The 18,498-nt window shown below is 61.1% G+C and carries 19 protein-coding genes and 1 pseudogene; 10 read left to right on the forward strand and 10 right to left on the reverse strand.

The annotated features are described in order from the left end of the window. Positions 1-51: 51 nt before the first annotated feature. Complete coding sequence (locus tag OOZ53_RS11845; RefSeq protein WP_271089768.1) at positions 52-945, reverse strand: LysR substrate-binding domain-containing protein; 894 nt, start codon at positions 943-945, stop codon at positions 52-54. A gap of 210 nt (positions 946-1,155) precedes the next feature. Here OOZ53_RS11845 and OOZ53_RS11850 point away from each other — a divergent pair, with 210 nt between their 5' ends. Continuing rightward, positions 1,156-2,292, forward strand: a complete 1,137-nt coding sequence (locus OOZ53_RS11850) for an NADH:flavin oxidoreductase/NADH oxidase (protein WP_271089769.1) — start codon at positions 1,156-1,158, stop codon at positions 2,290-2,292. Positions 2,293-2,304: 12 nt separating this feature from the next. Here OOZ53_RS11850 and OOZ53_RS11855 read toward each other — a convergent pair whose 3' ends face one another. After that, positions 2,305-3,012 carry a histidine utilization transcriptional repressor HutC gene (locus OOZ53_RS11855; protein WP_271089770.1) on the reverse strand — a complete coding sequence of 236 codons (708 nt, stop codon included), beginning with the start codon at positions 3,010-3,012 and terminating at the stop codon, positions 2,305-2,307. Next, the gene (locus OOZ53_RS11860) at positions 3,013-4,389 is read right to left on the reverse strand and encodes a formimidoylglutamate deiminase (RefSeq protein WP_271089771.1); all 1,377 of its coding nucleotides are present in this window, start codon (positions 4,387-4,389) and stop codon (positions 3,013-3,015) included. 81 nt (positions 4,390-4,470) lie between these two features. On the opposite strand from OOZ53_RS11860, the gene hutI reads away from it, so the two are divergent. The 4 genes from hutI to hutU all read left to right on the forward strand — a co-directional run bounded on the left by hutI (position 4,471) and on the right by hutU (position 9,770). Continuing rightward, a complete protein-coding gene (gene hutI / locus OOZ53_RS11865) occupies positions 4,471-5,667 on the forward strand; it encodes an imidazolonepropionase (RefSeq protein WP_271089772.1) in 1,197 nt (398 codons plus the stop codon). After that, on the forward strand, positions 5,664-7,214 hold the full coding sequence (hutH, locus tag OOZ53_RS11870; RefSeq protein WP_271089773.1) for a histidine ammonia-lyase: 1,551 nt from the start codon (positions 5,664-5,666) through the stop codon (positions 7,212-7,214). Before hutI ends, hutH begins: the two co-directional genes overlap by 4 nt. Beyond that, positions 7,214-8,017 (forward strand): N-formylglutamate deformylase, encoded by an 804-nt coding sequence (gene hutG / locus OOZ53_RS11875; RefSeq protein WP_271089774.1) that lies wholly within the window; start codon positions 7,214-7,216, stop codon positions 8,015-8,017. The genes hutH and hutG overlap by 1 nt, the downstream gene beginning before the upstream one ends. A 79-nt stretch (positions 8,018-8,096) precedes the next feature. Next, positions 8,097-9,770 (forward strand): urocanate hydratase, encoded by a 1,674-nt coding sequence (gene hutU / locus OOZ53_RS11880; protein WP_271089775.1) that lies wholly within the window; start codon positions 8,097-8,099, stop codon positions 9,768-9,770. Between the two features lie 56 nt (positions 9,771-9,826). On the opposite strand, the gene OOZ53_RS11885 is transcribed toward hutU, so the two are convergent. The 3 genes and pseudogenes from OOZ53_RS11885 to OOZ53_RS26540 form a co-directional block, all read right to left on the reverse strand. After that, complete coding sequence (locus tag OOZ53_RS11885; protein ID WP_271089776.1) at positions 9,827-10,648, reverse strand: hypothetical protein; 822 nt, start codon at positions 10,646-10,648, stop codon at positions 9,827-9,829. A gap of 143 nt (positions 10,649-10,791) precedes the next feature. After that, positions 10,792-11,220 carry a hypothetical protein gene (locus OOZ53_RS11890; protein ID WP_271089777.1) on the reverse strand — a complete coding sequence of 143 codons (429 nt, stop codon included), beginning with the start codon at positions 11,218-11,220 and terminating at the stop codon, positions 10,792-10,794. After that, positions 11,221-11,400, reverse strand: a pseudogene (locus tag OOZ53_RS26540) (hypothetical protein); the annotation flags it as partial. It abuts the gene before it with no gap. A 294-nt stretch (positions 11,401-11,694) separates the two neighbouring features. Here OOZ53_RS26540 and OOZ53_RS11895 point away from each other — a divergent pair. Beyond that, positions 11,695-12,333 (forward strand): SRPBCC family protein, encoded by a 639-nt coding sequence (locus OOZ53_RS11895; RefSeq protein ID WP_271089778.1) that lies wholly within the window; start codon positions 11,695-11,697, stop codon positions 12,331-12,333. Further along, the gene (locus OOZ53_RS11900) at positions 12,330-12,662 is read left to right on the forward strand and encodes an ArsR/SmtB family transcription factor (RefSeq protein WP_271089779.1); all 333 of its coding nucleotides are present in this window, start codon (positions 12,330-12,332) and stop codon (positions 12,660-12,662) included. The genes OOZ53_RS11895 and OOZ53_RS11900 overlap by 4 nt, the downstream gene beginning before the upstream one ends. A gap of 281 nt (positions 12,663-12,943) precedes the next feature. Here OOZ53_RS11900 and OOZ53_RS11905 read toward each other — a convergent pair whose 3' ends face one another. After that, positions 12,944-13,513: a DUF2087 domain-containing protein gene (locus tag OOZ53_RS11905; RefSeq protein WP_271089780.1), complete on the reverse strand. Its 570-nt coding sequence runs from the start codon at positions 13,511-13,513 to the stop codon at positions 12,944-12,946. Positions 13,514-13,848: 335 nt separating this feature from the next. Beyond that, positions 13,849-14,775 carry a LysR family transcriptional regulator gene (locus tag OOZ53_RS11910; protein WP_271089781.1) on the reverse strand — a complete coding sequence of 309 codons (927 nt, stop codon included), beginning with the start codon at positions 14,773-14,775 and terminating at the stop codon, positions 13,849-13,851. A gap of 118 nt (positions 14,776-14,893) precedes the next feature. On the opposite strand from OOZ53_RS11910, the gene OOZ53_RS11915 reads away from it, so the two are divergent. The 3 genes from OOZ53_RS11915 to OOZ53_RS11925 all read left to right on the forward strand — a co-directional run bounded on the left by OOZ53_RS11915 (position 14,894) and on the right by OOZ53_RS11925 (position 16,882). After that, positions 14,894-15,817, forward strand: coding sequence for an SDR family NAD(P)-dependent oxidoreductase (locus tag OOZ53_RS11915; RefSeq protein ID WP_271089782.1), 924 nt, complete (start codon positions 14,894-14,896; stop codon positions 15,815-15,817). Positions 15,818-15,853: 36 nt separating this feature from the next. After that, complete coding sequence (locus OOZ53_RS11920) at positions 15,854-16,228, forward strand: DUF4345 family protein (RefSeq protein ID WP_271089783.1); 375 nt, start codon at positions 15,854-15,856, stop codon at positions 16,226-16,228. 264 nt (positions 16,229-16,492) lie between these two features. Continuing rightward, entirely contained in the window at positions 16,493-16,882 is a 390-nt protein-coding gene (locus tag OOZ53_RS11925; protein WP_271089784.1) for a nuclear transport factor 2 family protein, read from the forward strand. A gap of 167 nt (positions 16,883-17,049) precedes the next feature. On the opposite strand, the gene OOZ53_RS11930 is transcribed toward OOZ53_RS11925, so the two are convergent. Both OOZ53_RS11930 and OOZ53_RS11935 read right to left on the reverse strand, forming a co-directional pair. Next, positions 17,050-17,259, reverse strand: coding sequence for a cold-shock protein (locus OOZ53_RS11930; protein WP_271089785.1), 210 nt, complete (start codon positions 17,257-17,259; stop codon positions 17,050-17,052). 198 nt (positions 17,260-17,457) lie between these two features. Continuing rightward, positions 17,458-18,489: a DMT family transporter gene (locus tag OOZ53_RS11935; protein WP_271089786.1), complete on the reverse strand. Its 1,032-nt coding sequence runs from the start codon at positions 18,487-18,489 to the stop codon at positions 17,458-17,460. Positions 18,490-18,498 lie beyond the last annotated feature (9 nt).

Below are 18,498 nucleotides of genomic sequence, written 5' to 3' on the forward strand. Positions count from 1 at the left end.
CAATCCGGATAAGTTTCGCTTTCGATTTAGAATAATTCAACCGAAAAACAGTCAGGCAGCCTCCACAAGCCAGTCGCGGACCAGTTCCACGGAGGGATCGAGCACCTTGCGGCTGTTCCATGTCAGGTGAAAGGCGCCCGGCGCCGGCACGAAGAAATCCCCTAGGGGAACAAGCCTTCCGGCGGAAAGATAGGCGCCAATCAGCCTGCTCCACCCGAGCACCACGCCGGCCCCTTCCTCGGCGGCCTGGAGGGCGATGCTGTAATTGTTGAATCTCGGACCGTTGACCCGCGCGGTGCTGATGCCGTTCAGCGCAAACCACTCCATCCAGGTCATCCAGCCGGTGTCGATGGCCTCGAGCTGCAGGAGCGGCAGCGAAGGCAGTTCCCGGATTGTCCGTATCGCGTGATTTCCGGCAAATTCCGGGCTGCACACGGGACCGACGGAATCGGTGAAGAGCTGGATCGCCGTCTCGCCGTCCCAGCGGCCGTTTCCGTAGCGCACGACAAGGTCGATATCGGAGCGGTCGAGATCGTGAAGCCGGTCGGAAACGCGGTGGTTGATGCGCAGCTCGGGATGCGCCTGCCAGAGCCGCCCGATGCGCGGCATCAGCCACAGGCTGGCGACGGCCGCCGATGTGCCGATGGTGATCGTCGCGTCGCTCGGGGCGGAACTGATCTTTTCGAGCACCGAGGCCGTCTGCGAGAAGGACGAGGCCAGCACGGCAAAGAGCTCGCCGCCGGCGGGCGTCAGTTCGACACCGCGGTGCAGGCGCTCGAAAAGCGGAACGCCGATTTCCTTCTCCAGCGCCTTGATCTGATGGCTGACGGCGCCGGGCGTGACGTTAAGCTCGGCGGCGGCCTGCTTGAAGCTCAAATGCCGCGCGCAGGACTCGAAAGCCGCCAGCGTGGTCAGAGACGGCAGGCCGTAATAGCGTTTGCTCAAAATTCTCCCCGCATGCCTTATCGCGCGTCAGACAAGGTGTTCGTTTCGGCGCGGCGCGTCAATGACGTTGTTTCAGGACGGCGCGTTGCGGCAGCCTGCACAACGATTGACGCGCGAACAATTTGACGTCCGGACGCCGCACCGATATCCAAAGTGCAGCGGGCCGCCATGTCAGGGCGGCCCGATTTCATGAGCGGAAACGGAGCGATCTTGGCCAGTTTGTATTCCCCCTTCGAATTGCGCGGCGTCGCGTTCAAGAACCGCATCGCGGTCTCGCCGATGAGTCAGTATCGATCCGTCGACGGGTATGCCAACGACTGGCACATGGTGCATCTGGGGCGTTTCGCCATGGGCGGCGCGGGCCTCGTCTATGCGGAAGCGACCGCCGTGGAAAAAGACGGCCGCAGGACGCATGGCGATCTGGGGCTGTGGGAGGATGCGCAGATCGATTCCCTGCGACCGATCGCACGGTTCATCGAGCGCGAAGGGGCTGTGCCCGGCATCCAGCTTGGCCATGCGGGCCGCAAAGCGTCGGAGCGCCGTCCGTGGCATGGCGAAACGCCGGTCGACGATGAGGATGTCGCCTCGCGCAACGAAGCGCCGTGGCAGGCAATCGCACCATCCCCTCTTCCATACGCCGATGGCTGGCCGGCACCGGACGAGATGTCGGAGGACGATATTCGGCGGGTCATCCGCTCTTTCGGGGACGCGGCCCGCCGCTCGCGGGAAGCCGGTTTCAGGATGATCGAAGTCTATGCGGCGCACGGATTTCTTGTGCATCAGTTCCTGTCACCGATATCGAACCGGCGTCAGGACGGCTGGGGCGGAAGTCCTGAAAATCGCAGACGGTTCGCGACGGCTGTCGCCCGCTCGATCCGGGCCAACTGGCCGGAGGACTATCCGCTTGCGTTTCGCCTGTCGGCGACGGACTGGCTCGATGGCGGGATCGAAATCGACGAGACCGTGGCGACTGCGAGAGCGCTGAAGGCCGAGGGCGTCGACATGATCGACTGCTCGACCGGCGGTATCGGCGGCAAGGAACGCCCGCGCCGGATGGTCATCGAGGAGGGCTTCCAGACCCCTTTCGCGGAGCAGGTCCGCAGGGATGCCGAAATCGCCACCATGGCCGTCGGCTTCTTGTGGAACGCGGAGGCTTGTGCGGACATCATCGCGTCGGGAAAGGCCGACATGATCGCAATGGCCAGGGAACTGCTGGACGATCCGAACTGGCCGCTGCGCAACGCTGAAAAGCTCGGAGCTGATGAAAATCATGCGATGTGGCCCATCGAATCGGGCTGGTGGCTTATGAAACGCGAACGCCTGTTAAAGAAACTCGGCCTTCGCTAGGCGTCCCGCGGTTCACAACGCCGTGCCATGCTGGTCGCGAGTCACCAGCCGGAAACTGTCGGCGGGATGAACGAGCCGGACATGGGTGACGGCGGCATCGGACAGCCAGGTGGTGCGCTCGATGACGAAGACGGGCTCGCCCTCGCCCAGATTGAGATAGTCGCTTTCCTTCGGCTCCGGCCGGGCGGCCCGGAAAACATGCTCGGCGTTGGTATAGGGAATCTCACGCAGCAGCCACTCATTGGGGCTGAGCGTATCGAACGGCTCATGTCGCGCCTGCGGCACGGTTTCGAGGCTGATCCAGCGGTCCTCGATCTGGTAGGGCGCGCCATCGGCGAAATGCAGGCTCAGCACATGGAGCAGCGTTTCCTCGCCCGACAAGCCCATCTCGGCGCGGACCTTTTGCGGCGGCACCTCCTCACTCCGGCCGATCAGCAGATATTTGTAGCTGCCGCCGCGCTGCTCGATCTCGTGGCGCACGATCTGTATCTCGAAGACCGCATTGCGGGTCATGCGCTGCACCACACGGGTGCCGGCCTTGCGGCGGCGCTCGATCAGCCCTGAATCGGCAAGCGCCTGCATGGCGCGGTTGACTGTGACGCGGGTGCAGCCGAATTCGAGCGCCAGATCGGCCTCGGACGGCACCAGCGAACCAGGCGCCCATTCGCCGTCCTTGATGCGCTCAAGAAGGATGTTGTGGATGTCCTTGTAGGAGCGCATCTAGAGCGATTCCATCAGTTGCACCATCGCGCTGCGGTAGCGTTGTACGACCCTGTCGCGGCCGACGTGCCGCCCTTCCCGCACGCAATGGCGGCCGGCCGACCAGACATCGCTGACAACGCCGTCGTCGGCGGCAAAGATCCAGCCGTCGAGAAGCTGATCGTCGCGCAGGCCGGCAAAGGCCAGGTGACGGGCATCGAGCGCGACGATATCGGCGAACCGCCCGGCTTCCAGCACCCCGCTGTCGCGTCCGATGGCCCGGGCACTACCTGCGGCCGCCCGCTGGAACAGGTTCCGCCCGGTCGAGACGCCCTGCCCGGCCAGGACGTTGCGCGCCTTGTGCCTCAGGCGCTGGCTGTATTCGAGCTGGCGCAGCTCCTCCGACAGGGAGATGCGGATATTGGAATCGGAGCCGACGCCGAACCGGCCGTCAGCGGCAATGAAATCGCGCGCATTGAATGTGCCGTCGCCGAGATTGGCCTCGGTGATCGGGCAAAGGCCGGCAACGGCGCCCGAAGCGGCGAGGCCGCCGGTTTCGGCGTCCTTCATCTGCGTTGCGTGGATCAGGCACCAGCGCCGATCAATGCCGGCCTCCCCGAGCAGCCACTCGACCGGGCGTGCACCGAGCCAGGCTTCGATCTCCGCCACCTCGCGGTCCTGCTCGGCGACATGGATGTGGACCGGCCCGTCGGAGAATACGCCGGCAACCTGCCTCATCTGATGTGGATCGGTCGCCCGCAAAGAATGCGGCGCGACGCCGATGGCGCAATCGGCGGGCAGTTCGCGCAGCAGCCCCGCCCTCGCGGCGGCATGCAATCTTTCGAACCGCTCACTGTCGCAGCCGAATCGAAGCTGGCCGCCGGCAAGCGGTTTTTTGCCGGCGCCGCCATAGGTGTAGAGCACCGGCAGATGCGTCAGGCCGATTTGCGTTTCGGCGGCGGCGACAAAGATCCGCTCCGAGGTCTCGGCGATGTTGTCGTAGGCTCCGCCGCCCGGACGGTGATGGACATAATGGAACTCGCCGACCGAGGCATAACCGGCCTCCAGCATTTCGACATAGACAAGCGCTGCAATCGCCTCGATCTGGTCCGGCGTCAGCACGTCGAGAAACCGGTACATGAGTTCCCGCCAACTCCAGAAATCATCATCTGTTGCCGAGCGGTATTCCGTCATGCCGGCCATGGCGCGCTGAAATGCATGGCTGTGCAGATTGGCCGGCGCCGGGAGCAGGATGCGGTTTCCGAGATTCATATCCCGCGCCTCCGGCGCTGCGTCCCGGACGACATTTTCGATGCGGCCATCGGCGCCGATTGTTATGCGGACATTGCTTTGCCAGCCTTCGGCAAGCAAAGCGCGTTCTGCAAAAAGCGCGGTCATGGGCGCTCCAAATTCGTTGACATAATTTTATTATGAATATACATAATAATCATCGTAAGCCAATAGCGAAAGTGTTCCATCATGGCCGGGTATGTCCTTGCAAACGCCTCCGTTGCGACCATGACCGATGGTTACGGCCTTGAGGAAGATGGCGCATTGGCCGTTGAGGATGACCTCATTTCCTGGATCGGGAAACGTGATGAACTTCCTCATAAATATGCGAAATATCGAACTGAAAATCTTGAAGGCAGACTGATCACCCCGGCGCTGATCGACTGCCACACCCATATCGTCCATGGCGGCGACCGGGCGCGCGAATTCGAAATGCGGCTGGAAGGCGCGTCCTATGAGGCGATCGCGCGGGCCGGCGGCGGCATCGTCTCCACGGTCAGCGCGACACGCGAGGCCAGCGAGGCTGCCCTGCTCGATTCGGCACTGGCGCGGGTCGATCACCTGATCGCCGAGGGCGTCGCGACCATCGAGATCAAATCCGGCTACGGGCTCGATATCGACACCGAACTTCGAATGCTGAAGACGGCCCGGGCGATCGCAGGCATGCGGGACGTGCGGGTGCGCACGAGCTTCCTTGGCGCCCACGCGGTGCCGCCGGAATACAAGGACCGGGCGGATGCCTATATCGACGAGGTGTGCCTGCCCGCGCTGGAGGCCGCGCATGCACAAGGGCTAGCCGATGCCGTGGACGGCTTCTGCGAGGGCATCGCCTTCTCGCCCGACCAGATCGAGCGGGTCTTCAAACGGGCCCGCGAACTCGGCCTGCCGGTCAAACTGCACGCCGAACAGCTCTCCGATCTCGGCGGCGCGAAACTCGCGGCTCGTTACGGCGCCCTTTCCGCCGATCACCTGGAATATCTCGACGCCGAGGGCGTTGCCGCAATGAAGGCGGCGGGCAGCGTTGCCGTGCTGCTGCCGGGCGCCTTCTACACGCTGCGCGAGATGCAGATCCCGCCCATTGAACTCTTCCGCGACCAGGGTGTCGGCATGGCGATTGCGACGGACTGCAATCCCGGCTCATCGCCCCTCACCTCGCTGCTTCTGGCGATGAACATGGCCTGTACGCTGTTCCGCATGACGCCGGAGGAAGCGCTCGCCGGCGCAACGCGCGAGGCCGCGCGCGCGCTGGGGCTTGATGACACCGGCATCATAGCGACCGGCAAGAAGGCCGAGCTCGCCATCTGGGATGTGGCGCATCCGGCCGAACTTTCCTACCGCATCGGCTACAATCCGCTCTACCGGCGTATCGTAGGAGACCTTTCATGAGCGCCGTCGTCCTGCAGCCCGGTGACATGTCGCTGGCACAGCTTGAAGATATCTACTGGCGCGAGGCGGAAGTGACGGTCGACCATTCCTGCCGCGCCGCCGTCGAGGCAGCGGCGAAGCTCATCGGCGAGACGGCGCGCGGCGAGGAGCCCGTCTATGGCGTCAATACCGGCTTCGGCAAGCTCGCCAGCATCAAGATCGCGCCGCGCCATACTGCGACGCTGCAGCGCAATCTCATCCTTTCGCATTGCTGCGGTGTCGGACCGCCGATCCCCCGGCGCATCACGCGCGTGATGATGATCCTCAAGCTCCTATCCCTGTGCCGCGGCGCCTCCGGCGTGCGCTGGGCGTTGATTGAGCTTCTGGAAAAGATGCTGGAGCGGAAGGTAACGCCCATAATCCCGGCACAGGGCTCGGTGGGCGCGTCCGGCGACCTTGCGCCGCTTGCCCACATGACCGCCGTCATGATCGGCGAAGGCGAAGCGGAGTATGACGGCAAGGTCATGCCGGGCGGTGCGGCACTCAAGGCAGCCGGGCTGGAGCCCGTCCCGCTCGGCCCCAAGGAAGGGCTGGCCTTCATCAACGGCACCCAGTTTTCGACCGCCTTCGCCCTTGCCGAACTTTTCGAGACCTGGCGCTGCGCCGAAAACGCGCTGCTGATCAGCGCCCTTTCCACCGACGCCATCATGGGTTCGACCGCGCCGACGCGGCCCGAGATCCACGCATTGCGCGGCCATCGCGGCCAGATCGAGGCGGCCGCCGCCATCCGCTTGCTGATGGATGGCTCGGAAATCCGGGAAAGTCACCGCGAGGACGACAGCCGCGTGCAGGATCCCTACTGCATACGCTGTCAGCCCCAGGTTACCGGCGCCTGTCTCGATCTTCTGCGCCAGGCGGGAACGACACTGGAAATCGAAGCCAATGCAGTGACCGATAATCCGCTGGTGATGACGGAAACCGGGGACGTGATCTCCGGCGGCAATTTCCACGCCGAGCCGACGGCCTTCGCGGCCGACCAGATCGCGCTCGCCATTGCCGAGATCGGCGCCATTTCCCAACGCCGTATTGCGCTGATGGTCGATCCGACGCTCAGCTTCGATCTGCCGCCCTTCCTGACCCCGGAACCCGGTATCAATTCCGGACTGATGATCGCCGAGGTGACGAGCGCCGCGCTGATGAGCGAGAACAAGCAGCGCGCCAACCCCTGCTCCACCGACAGCACGCCGACCAGCGCCAACCAGGAGGACCACGTATCCATGGCCGCGCATGGCGCGCGCCGCCTCGCCGACATGAACGACAATCTGGGCCGCATCCTCGGTATCGAACTGCTGTGCGCCGCCCAGGGGATCGAGTTCCGCGCGCCATTGAAGACCAGCGCGCCGCTGCAGGCGGCGATGACCGGGCTGCGCGAGCAGGTCGAAGCGCTGGGCGAAGACCGTTTCCTGGCCGGCGATCTGGAAAAGGCGGCCGTTCTGGTGCGCAACCGGTCGCTGGTGGACCGCTGCGGGATCGAACTCATGCCGCCCCTCGGCTCGGAGGCAGCGTGATGGATCCGGTCGAAATCGTCCGCGGCGACAGCCCCGTCATTCTCGGCCTGCCCCATACCGGCCTTTATGTGCCGGAAGCCATAGAGGCCGGTTTCAATCAGACCGGCAAGGCGCTGAGCGACACGGACTGGAACGTCCACCGGCTCTATGACGGCGTCCTGCCCGGCGCAACACAGGTGCGCGCCACGTTCCACCGCTATGTCATCGACGCCAATCGCGACCCGAGCGGGCAAAGCCTCTACCCGGGTCAGAACACGACGGCGCTCTGCCCGCTGACCGACTTCGACGACAATCCGCTCTACCTGCCCGGCAAGGAGCCGGAGGCCGCCGAGATCGAGCGACGACTGGAGACCTTCCACGCACCCTACCACGCGGCGCTGGCGGAAGAGATCGAACGTATCCGAAACCGGCACGGCATCGCCATCCTCTATGACTGCCACTCGATCCGATCGGAGTGTCCGTTCCTTTTCGATGGCGTTTTGCCGGACTTCAATATCGGCACTAATGACGGCGCCACCTGCGATCCGGAGATCGAGCGGATGACCGCCGAAATCTGTGCGCTGGCAGAGGGTTACACCAGCACGCTCAATGGCCGATTCAAGGGTGGCTGGACAACGCGCCACTATGGAAGACCGGAAACGGGTGTGCATGCGATCCAGATGGAACTGGCGCAAAAGACGCATCTGATGACCGAAAGCCACCCCTTCGAACTCGACCCGTTGAAAGCCGGGCGACTGCGCGGCGTGCTTGCCACGATCCTGTCGTCGCTCGAACAATGGGCGCTTGAGCGGGCCGGAAGATGAGGCCGACATGCGCGCCGGATCGCCGAGAGACCGTTAACTTCATCCTGCCGAAGACGCAGTAAATTCAAAGGGCACTGACATGACCGATCCCCGCCACAATATCCGCGACATCTTTCCGCCCACAGGCCCGGAGCTCAACGCGAAATCCTGGCTGACGGAAGCGCCGATGCGCATGCTGATGAACAATCTGCATCCGGACGTCGCTGAGAATCCGCATGAGCTGACCGTCTATGGCGGCATCGGCCGGGCGGCGCGCAACTGGGACGCCTTCGACAGGATCGTCGAGAGCCTCAAGTCGCTCGAGGACAATGAGACATTGCTCGTTCAGTCCGGCAAGCCGGTCGGCATTTTCCGCACCCATGCGGATGCGCCGCGGGTGCTGATTGCCAATTCGAACCTCGTGCCGCACTGGGCCAACTGGGACCACTTCAACGCGCTCGATAAGAAGGGCCTGATGATGTACGGCCAGATGACGGCCGGCTCGTGGATCTATATCGGCAGCCAGGGCATCGTCCAGGGCACCTACGAAACCTTCGTCGAGGCTGGCCGCCAACACTTTGGCGGCGACCTGAAAGGCAAATGGATCCTCACCGGCGGCCTCGGTGGCATGGGCGGCGCCCAGCCGCTGGCGGCGACCATGGCCGGCGCCTGCCTGCTTGCCGTCGAATGCGACCCGGACCGGATCGATTTCCGTCTGCGCACCCGCTATGTCGACGAGAAAACGGATTCACTCGACGAAGCGCTTGCGATGATCGAACGCTGGACGGCCGCCGGCGAGGCGAAATCGGTTGGCCTGCTCGGCAACACCGCCGACATCGTTCCCGAACTGGTGCGCCGCGGCGTGCGGCCCGACATGGTCACAGACCAGACATCGGCGCATGACCCGGTCAACGGATATCTGCCGCAGGGATGGAGCCTTGCCGAGTGGCACGAAAAGCAGAAGAACGATCCGAAAGCGGTGGAGCGAGCCGCACGCGCCTCCATGAAGGTCCATGTCGAGGCGATGGTGGAGTTCTGGAACCGCGGCGTCCCGACGCTCGACTATGGCAACAATATCCGCCAGGTCGCCTTCGACGAGGGCTTCAAGGATGCCTTCGCCTTCCCCGGCTTCGTGCCGGCCTATATCAGGCCGCTCTTTTGCCGCGGCGTCGGCCCGTTCCGCTGGGCGGCGCTGTCGGGCGATCCGGAGGACATCTACCGGACCGATCAGAAGGTCAAGGAACTGATCCCGGACGATCCGCACCTGCACAACTGGCTCGACATGGCGCGCGAGCGTATCGCTTTTCAGGGCCTGCCGGCGCGCATCTGCTGGGTCGGCCTCGGCCAGCGTGACCGGCTGGGCCTTGCCTTCAACGAGATGGTGAAGAATGGCGAGTTGAAGGCGCCCGTCGTGATCGGCCGCGATCATCTCGATTCCGGCTCCGTCGCCTCGCCCAACCGGGAAACCGAAGCGATGAAGGACGGCTCGGACGCCGTCTCCGACTGGCCGCTGCTCAATGCTCTGCTCAACACCGCCTCCGGCGCGACCTGGGTCAGCCTGCATCACGGCGGCGGCGTCGGCATGGGCTTTTCCCAGCACGCCGGCATGGCGATCTGCTGCGACGGCACCGACGCGGCCGCAGAGCGCATCGCAAGGGTTCTGTGGAACGACCCGGCCACCGGGGTCATGCGCCACGCCGATGCCGGCTACGACATCGCCATTGACTGCGCGAAGGAGAACGGGCTGAGACTGCCGGGAATCCTGGGGGACTGACGGGGAGTCGGCTGCAGTCGAACAGGCTGGTCGGTTAATGCGGAGGCTGCCTCCGCCTAACCCTGCTTCACTTCCTCGATGCGCGCCAGCGCTTCTTCCCTGGTCGCCACGATATTGGGATTGAAATCGTCCGTAAGGGCTCGTTCTTCGATTTCCGCCCTGGTTTTCTCATTCGGATCGAACCGAACGGTTCCGAGCGAGTATGAAATGTTCAGCCGCTCGCCGCGAACCGCCCAACTGTGCCAGGCATCGGGAAGGATCTCGGTCCCCTTGTAGTTGACCATGAAGTACCATTTTTGATTGGTCGCCGAGATCTGCCTGTCGATCTCGTCATAGAAGGCGTTCACATCGGCACTTCTGGCGAAAACGCAATCGGAAAAATCGACTTCCATGATCTGCAGATCGGGATGGAAGATCACGCGCTCGGAGATTTGCCTTGTCTCTTTCGGGAGCGAAGGAACCAGCCTTTGTTCGAATTCATCATCCGGGATTTCGCTGCGCAATTGCGCCAGATAGGCAAGGGCATCGTCGCGCGTTCGGAAAAGGTTCGGGTCGAATTTTTCCTGTCTCGCGCTTTCCAGGATTTCATCGCTGGTGTCGCCTGTCGCGGCATAGCGCGCACTGCCCAGCGAATAGGCCAGATTGACCATCTTCCCGCGATGGGCAAAGGCAATCCAGGCTTCCGACATGATCCGGCAGTTCTGGTAGTTCACGAGAAAGAACCACTTTTTTCCGGTTTCGTGCAATTTGCGATCGATCGCGTCATAGGCGTTGTGAACCTTTGACGACACGTCGAAGGTCATGTTCGAAAAATCGACCTCCATGACCTGGTTTTCGGCGTGAAATGTGACACGATCTTCGAATGCGTTTGCGCCCATATCGCCCTCCAGCGCGGAAAAACTTCGGCGCTGTTACCTACCGCTGCCGGGGGTTCAATACCAGCCTCCGGTGCATTGGAAATAAGTCCTACAACCAAGGGATAAGTTGGATAAGCGCACCCCTGACCATGGGGAAATGGGACCTACGGTTTAAAATGGCGTTTCCATGCCGCGTAGGTCTTCGGCGCGTCGATCTCTTTCAGGGCATGCCAGGCCGCGAGCGCGTCATCGCGCGATGCGTCACCATGGTTTTCCATAAATTCTGAAAGAAAATTTATGTAGCGCCCGGACGGAATCTTCTCGAACGCGCCATCCTGCCGGTTCAGCCGCATATATTCCGCCAACAGATCGCCATAGGTGATGTTATTGCCCGCCTCGATCTGCGCCTCCCGCCAGCGGTTAAGCCGATAACGCGATCCTGACCTGAGCTTGAAATCGGGATCGATCTTTTTGGCTTGCTCGAACAAAAAGGTCTTTGTGATCCGGTTGCTGGTGTAATGAACAATCGGCAGATCAAGCCGTAACCCGCGCTGATAATCCGGCGCCCCGTCCTTGGCCAGTTTCTTTCGCAACGGCTTCCTGATTTCGCCAGTCGTCAGATAATGCCGAATAATGACCTCCAGCTCGTCCTTGCGCAGCTTCGCAACCGAAGAGACGCCGATCTTCTTGGCAAAGGCCCTGATATCGGTGGCATACCAATAGCCATTTTCGAAGTCTTCGAGCGACATTGACGATGAGAGTTTTTGCGGCATCGGGCTCCAAACGAAATGGCCTGTCCAGAATATCCGTTTTGATGTTTAGCTTCACCTCTCGCGACAGGACAAGGGATGAAGTGCCCGTTGGAGACGCAGCTCTTGGGCTGGCTTTCCGCATTCATACGCGTTTTTCCCGGCCGAGCCGCTTGCGATGCCGCAAACGCCCGCTTCGAGTCCTCTTTTCCATAATTCCGCACCGCAGCGAATGTCGCCTCTCTGAAAATTCATTGATATTAGCCAAGAATCATATTAGTAGTGACTAATACATTTGAGTCTGGTGAGGACAAGGAGATGGAATTTATCGAAGCTCTTGGAGCGTCCTTTCGGGAGGTTGTTAGCGGTGAACGCGAAGGGGCCCGGACCTACATCGTGCGTGCAAGTCGCCACTACCCTACGACCCCGGCAGATTTGTGGAGTGCTTTGACGGACAAGGAGCGCTTGCAGCGCTGGTTCGCGAAGGTTGCTGGCGATTTCAAACAAGGCGGGCGCTTCTCAATAGAAGGAAATGCGGACGGTGATATTGTCGTCTGCGAACCGCCCAGACAATTGGCTCTTACTTGGGAGTTCGGGGGAAATACCAGTTGGGTCAATATCACAATCCAACAATCAGACGAAGGCGCACTTTTGACGCTCGAACATGAGCATCCGACGGATCTGGAAAGCCAGGCGCATTGGGATCAGTATGGCCCCGGTGCGACCGGCGTAGGGTGGGAGCTGGCGATGCTGGGGCTGGAAATGCACCTGTCCGGCGAAGGGACATCGACCATCGAGGCCGGAGAAGCCTGGTCCGTGAGCGCGACAGGCAAGGCCACATTGCGTGGATGGGCCGAAGCCTGGGGCAAGGCCCACACCGAGGCCGGAACAGACGCGCAGATTGCTATGGAAACTGCAAAACGCACCGCTGCGTTCTACACCGGCGAGGAACAATGAACGCCTTTGACGTGCTGTCCGACCCCGTGCGCCGGAGAACCCTGGAGCTGATCTCACAGAAGGAACATGCGTCAGGTGAAATCGTTGCGGTCGTTGAGGCCGAGTTTGGCATCTCTCAATCCGCTGTTTCACAGCATCTTCGCGTCTTGCGCGACACCGGCTTTGCCAAAGTGCGCAAAGACGGTGCCAAACGCTGTTACGAAATTGATCCGTCCGGATTCGACGACGTCAATGATTGGCTTGATCAGCTTCGGCATTTCTGGGCATCCAAAATGGACGCTCTGGCCACAGAGATAGAACGCGGCAAGCGATCCGGCAACAGCACCTAGCTGATGTTCATCGTAAATTTGGGAGCGGCGGCCTTGTTCAGCTCAGCCGCCATTCACAAAGAACTCTCAAACAGCGACTTCGCCCGAATTCCCGACCTTCGTCACGTGTTTCTCCAATTCGGGTCCGTTGCACTGCCGCAAAGTGCAGTTTAGAGCCCAATGCGACAGTTTTGGCGACATGCCTCCCGGTGGAACATGCAGTAATGGTTGCGCGGAAGACCGGTGCGACGGCAATTCTTTTGGCTGGCGAGGAGGATCGACAACCCTATAGTTCTGGATCGCTAGACATGCCGCGTTGAGGTGCTGGCCCCGGTGCGCGTGCGACGTCGGGCACTTAAGGCACGGATGACAGCTTTCGCATCGGCCGGAGGCTTCTGTTCGACCCTTCGATAGTCCGTTCCATCGTTTTTCCTGGTCAGCAAACCACAAGCAATCATTGTCCGGCGCAACGTGGCTGCATCCTTGAAAAGATGCTCATTTGCAAAGTGATCGCTCAGTGCCCTTTCGTCCAGCGAGTGGTTCGCAGGCAGGGTCGACCAAAGCGCCCAAAGCGCCAGGGTCTGGATCGAACGTTTGGATGGCCACCGGCACAATCGTGCGAATTCATCAAATTGATGGAGCGTTCGCTCGACCGTTCGTGCGTCGGCGATCAGCTTGTCCTCCTGATTTTTCAAGCGCCTCCCGGCTGCCGAAGCAGAGCGCATGTGTTGCACATTCTGGAAGCCGGACGCGCGGGCGATCATATTCATCAACGTCAAATGGGACGGGCTTGAGTCGCCGAGTTGCCGTGAGAGCGCGCGTGCAAAAACGGTCAGATCGTGCGCATGCAAAGATATCGGTGTTTTTGTCATGATGCATCCAAGTCGGGCGCTGTGCTGGTTCGCCGGTCACTGACTTGACGAAACGACGCCCTACTCAATGCGATGTCGAATCTCGTTTCCTGGCAGGTTTAGCACTCCGGATGGAGCAGTGACGCCTGGGTTTCTGCCGACCACATTCTGTAAATAAACATAAACCGAGATTCCCGCAATGGCGCGACGTTACCCTACGGAACGTCATTGGCAGCTTTGTCCGCACCCCCGTCCGGCAAATACTGTCGCCAACCGCGACTGGATGCGGGGCATATTTGCCGGGATGTGAGGCCTAGCGGACCTGGTCCTGAAATGCGGTTGCCGCGCGACGCGCTTTACAAGTCAGTGCCCTGCACGGTTCCGGTGACCCAGAACTCGTTTCGACGTGACTTCACCTCCGCAGCCAGGAAATCCACGAACAGCCTGACCCGTGCGGTGTTTCGCAGGTCCCGGTGCAGCAGCAGCCACAGGCTTCGATAGGCCAGCGGTTTCTGGAAGGGCGCACGAATGAGATCCGGGTGGCGGTCTCCGAGATTGCAGGCGAGATAAGCCATACCAAGCCCGGATGCGGCCAGCGTGATCAACGGGACAAGCTCGGAAACCCTGTGACGAAGCCGCGCCCTCGGATAGTAGCTGTCCCGCAGCCACCTTGCCGTTGTGTCGCCCTCAGGCTCGTGCCAGCCGATGAAGTGCAGGCCGTCGCCGCGATTGTCTTCGATCTTTCGCGCATAGTCCCTGGTGCAGTAGGCCGCCTGCGACATTTGCACGAGCTTGCGTCCCACGACATCATCGGTGACCTCATGCGCGACGCGCAGTGAAACATCCGCTTCGCGACGCGTCAGGTCGGCGACGTCATTGGTGAATGTCATATTCAGCGTAATGTCCGGATAGAGACCAGCGAAGGCGGTCAGATCATCCATGATCGATGTCATGGCCAATCCATGCGGCATGGTGACATAGACCGTCCCCTTTGGATTCGCGTCACGTCCGACAATCACCCGGGATGCGGCCGCCATCTCGTCTTCCACTCTTTGCGCATGCGGCATCAGATCTTCACCAAGCTGCGTCAGAACCAGGCCTGCCTTTGACCGGTCGAAAAGCCGGCTGCCGAGTCGCTCCTCCATGACCGTTATCCGCCGCGTAAGAGTGGTGTGGTTGACGCGAATGCTGTCGGCGCCTCCCCTCAAGGTACCGGTCCGGGCAACCGCCAGGAAATATTTCAGGTCATCCCAATTCAGCGAATGGCTTTCAGGCAAGGTCATCGGGGCATCCTTGTGCTTCAAAATTGAAACATCATGTCCATTCTTTCCTATCTACAGTTCAATTTTAAACCGCATTAGCTTTGGTGCACAAGACGCAACCCACTCAGAGAGCCAGCACATGAAACCGATTCAATCCGTTCTTATCACCGGAGCAAATGCCGGACTGGGCCGTGAGGCAGCCCGACAGCTTGCCCTCCACAAGGGGATCGAGAAGATCTATCTTGGATGCCGCAACGAAACGAAGGCACAGGCGGCTAAATCAGCGCTCGAAGCCGAAACCGGACGGGATATCTTCCAGATCCTCCTGATCGACGTTTCGAATCCCGTGTCGGTCCGTGAAGCCGTGGCAGGCCTTCACGCGCCCGTCGACGCGGCCATCTTGAACGCAGGCGGCACCGGTGGGCGCGCACCCAACAACCTGACCGCGAGCGGTGTCACCAACATCTTCGCATCCAACGTCCTCGGCCATGCGGTCCTGGTCGACGAATTGCTGGAACGCCAGCTTGTAACGTCAACCGTGCTATATGCCGGATCCGAGGCGGCGCGCGGAATACCGAAAATGGGTATCGCGCGACCCGAGCTCGAGACATCGTCTGTCGAGGAGTTCGCATCGATCGCGAATGGCAGCAAGTTCGGGCCTGATGGCGATCCGCTGGAGATCTACGCCAACGTCAAGCTGACCGCGGCGCTGTGGATGGGATCCATGGCCCGCCAACACCCGCATATCCGCTTCGTCACCATCAGTCCGGGCGGCACAACCGGGACGAACGGGATGGACGATCTCCCGTTCCTGAAGAGACTCTTCTTCAAGCATGTTGGCGGCATCCTGATGCCGGTTCTCGGCATGATGCACGGCGTGGAAACAGGCGCCAAGAGGTATGTCGACGGCTTGCTGAACCCGAAGTTCGAGAGCGGTCGCTTCTACGCCAGTGCCGGTGGTTCGCCAACCGGGCCGGTGATCGATCAGGCCACCATCGTCTCTGATCTCGCCAATCCGGTCTTCCAGGACAACGCCAATCGCGCCGTTCACCAGTTTGCATAAGCCTCTCTTCCCGAACCTCATACAAGGAGAAATCAAATGGAACTCACTTTTCAAATCCTCGTTGGCGCCGCCGCACTCATGCTGGCCGGTCTCGGCACCATGTCCATGTTCGCACCCAAGCGAATGGTCGGCAATTTCGCGATCGAACCCATCGGCACCGCCGGCCTGAGCACGATCCGCTCCGTCATTGGCGGGCTCTTCCTGGCGAGCGTTGCGTTGCTTGCGATCGGCCTCGCAACAGGTCAAACCTTCGGCTTCCTGGCCGTGGCCATTCTCCTTGGCGTCGTCGCATTCGGGCGGATTGTCGGGATCGTATCAGACGGTTTTGACAAGGCCGTTATCCCACCACTCGTCGTCGAGATCGTCATGATCGGCGTTCTGGTCAGTGCTTACCTACAGCTCGCGGGCTGAATCCACCCGCAAACGACGTGTCGGACGCAGCGGTGGCAGAAATGCCACCGCGGTTTTTGTGCCGTTTGGCTGGATAAAACCCATGTCCGCTGTTTACGCGGGCTGTGCGGGATCCCAAATATGGTTGCTCCGGTTGCCGAGCCAGACATTGCCAGGCATTGAAGCGACGGGCCAGCCCCGCCACATAGGGGCGACCGACGAATTCCGGGCCTCTTGAAGGCCGGTTCACATCCGCGCCGCGCGGCGAATTCAACAGGAGTAACGATGCCTAGTGAAAAAGCGGCCACCATCCGCCAATATTTCGAACGCATGACAGCCGGCGATATCGAGGGGATCATCGGCATGTTTGCCGATGACGGCTTCGTGGTATCGCCCTTTCTGGGGACCGTTCCGACACGGCCGTTCTTCGAAAAGCTCGGCAACGCGTCAAGCAACAGCGTGCTGACGGTCCATGATGTTTTGATCGGCGAGGACGGCAGCACCGGGGCGGGTCACTTCCGCTACGACTGGACACTGGCCGACGGCAGCCAGCTCACTTTCGAGGGTGTCGACCATTTCACCTTCGACGATGATCGGAAGTTCAAGTCGATGAAGATCTATTACGATACGCATCCGCTGCGCCGGGAAGTCGGCGACAAATACGCCAACGCCTGACGCGCCGGAACCGGCGCCGAAAAGGCCGGCGCTGCCATGCCGGCAGGCCCGGGAATCAAAAAAGGCGGAGCCAGGCCCCGCCTCTTCCTTCGCGCCGCGCGCATTCCCGTTTTCCGCGGCCTGCCCGCCAGTACATCCGTGACTTGGCAGGCGCGAACGGGAGCGCGTCAGGCAGCGCTCAGATTGTCAGCCGACGATTTGCCGGAACGCTGATCCTGAACAACTTCGTAGTTGATCTTCTGGCCTTCCGCCAGGGATCCCATTCCCGCGCGCTCGACGGCGGAGATGTGAACGAAGACGTCGTTGCCGCCTTCATCGGGCTGGATAAAACCATAGCCCTTGGTTGCGTTGAACCATTTTACAGTACCGGTAGCCATTGCGTCTCTCTCCTTGCAATTGCTGTGCTTGCCCCCAAAAGCCCATGTGCAGAGGGACGACGAACTCGAAATTTGGGAAGAAGGAACGTTAGCAAGCGCATTCAGCGCGGGCCATGTCAGTCGGCCGAAATATCGATATCGCCTATATCGATGCTAACGTTGTCAAAATCAAGATCATAGTTCAAATAATCTCGTCGACTAATGCTCGTCAATGTCCGCATGCAATGAAATGGGCGCTGTCGGGTTGCCGGGCGCGACAGTCGCTTCGGCGACCGGCAGCGGATCGATATGCGCGCGGTTGCTGCGCAGTTCCCGGTATCCGAGGTAGAGTCCGCTTGCGGCAATGAGGCCCATGCCGATGAGCGTGGTCTGCCTCGGCACCTCGTCCCACACAATATAGGCCATCAGCGCCGCGAGCGGCAGATAGGTATAATCGAACGGCGCCACGAGGCTGGCGCTGGTTACCTGATAGGCCCGCGAAATCAGCAGATAACCCACCATGCCGACGGTTCCGAGCAGCGCGAACATGACCAGATTGCCGGCGGTGAACGCCGGAATCTGCCAGCGCAGGTGGTTGAGTTCCGGTCCAAAATCAACAAGGCGGTTCACGGCCCAACCGAAGGCCAGAAGCATGATGCTCGACAGCACAACCGTGTAAAGGCCGGTCGTCAGCGTACTGTCGCGATCGCCGATCTGCCGCGCAAGGATCTGCGATACGGCATAGCAGAACGCGCAAGCCAAAGGCAGCAGCGTCGCCCAGCGGAAGGAATCCACCTGTGGGTTCATGGCAATGACGACACCGACAAAACCGAAGATGAGTGCGCTGATCCTGTGGATTCCCACCTGCTCGCCGAGAAACAGCGCGGCGAGCAGCGCAATCATCAGCGGCGCTGAAAAGAAGATGGTCGACACTTCCGCGAGGCTCATGAAGGGAAAGGCCGTGTAAAACAGCGAAAAACCCAGTGCAAACATGAAGGCGCGCAGCAGGTGCAGCGGCCAAACCGGCGTGAACAGCCGATGCGGCTGGCCCAGAATGACGATCATCGGCAGGAGTATCAACAGCGATATCAGGCCGCGCACGCCCATCAATATCCAGATCGGATAGGCGCCGATCAGCGTTTTCATCAGCCCGTCCTGGACGACGAAGAACATCATGCCCAGAACAATGCAGGTGATCCCCTCGGCAGCGCGAGGATGGAGCCCGTATGAATGCCGTGCGACTTCCGACATAGCGAACCA

Origin of the sequence: Allohoeflea poritis, assembly GCF_027889715.1 — a bacterium.
GTDB classification, from domain to species: Bacteria; Pseudomonadota; Alphaproteobacteria; order Rhizobiales; family Rhizobiaceae; genus Hoeflea_A; species Hoeflea_A poritis.

Coding starts and splice junctions, on each gene's coding strand:
- OOZ53_RS11905 (WP_271089780.1), bottom strand. CDS start 13,513: ATGACAAAAACACCGATATCTTTGCATGCGCACGATCTGACCGTTTTT.
- OOZ53_RS11920 (WP_271089783.1), top strand. CDS start 15,854: ATGGAACTCACTTTTCAAATCCTCGTTGGCGCCGCCGCACTCATGCTG.
- hutU (WP_271089775.1), top strand. CDS start 8,097: ATGACCGATCCCCGCCACAATATCCGCGACATCTTTCCGCCCACAGGC.
- OOZ53_RS11900 (WP_271089779.1), top strand. CDS start 12,330: ATGAACGCCTTTGACGTGCTGTCCGACCCCGTGCGCCGGAGAACCCTG.
- OOZ53_RS11910 (WP_271089781.1), bottom strand. CDS start 14,775: ATGACCTTGCCTGAAAGCCATTCGCTGAATTGGGATGACCTGAAATAT.
- hutI (WP_271089772.1), top strand. CDS start 4,471: ATGGCCGGGTATGTCCTTGCAAACGCCTCCGTTGCGACCATGACCGAT.
- hutH (WP_271089773.1), top strand. CDS start 5,664: ATGAGCGCCGTCGTCCTGCAGCCCGGTGACATGTCGCTGGCACAGCTT.
- OOZ53_RS11935 (WP_271089786.1), bottom strand. CDS start 18,489: ATGTCGGAAGTCGCACGGCATTCATACGGGCTCCATCCTCGCGCTGCC.
- OOZ53_RS11855 (WP_271089770.1), bottom strand. CDS start 3,012: ATGCGCTCCTACAAGGACATCCACAACATCCTTCTTGAGCGCATCAAG.
- OOZ53_RS11895 (WP_271089778.1), top strand. CDS start 11,695: ATGGAATTTATCGAAGCTCTTGGAGCGTCCTTTCGGGAGGTTGTTAGC.
- OOZ53_RS11930 (WP_271089785.1), bottom strand. CDS start 17,259: ATGGCTACCGGTACTGTAAAATGGTTCAACGCAACCAAGGGCTATGGT.
- OOZ53_RS11925 (WP_271089784.1), top strand. CDS start 16,493: ATGCCTAGTGAAAAAGCGGCCACCATCCGCCAATATTTCGAACGCATG.
- hutG (WP_271089774.1), top strand. CDS start 7,214: ATGGATCCGGTCGAAATCGTCCGCGGCGACAGCCCCGTCATTCTCGGC.
- OOZ53_RS11860 (WP_271089771.1), bottom strand. CDS start 4,389: ATGACCGCGCTTTTTGCAGAACGCGCTTTGCTTGCCGAAGGCTGGCAA.
- OOZ53_RS11885 (WP_271089776.1), bottom strand. CDS start 10,648: ATGGGCGCAAACGCATTCGAAGATCGTGTCACATTTCACGCCGAAAAC.
- OOZ53_RS11915 (WP_271089782.1), top strand. CDS start 14,894: ATGAAACCGATTCAATCCGTTCTTATCACCGGAGCAAATGCCGGACTG.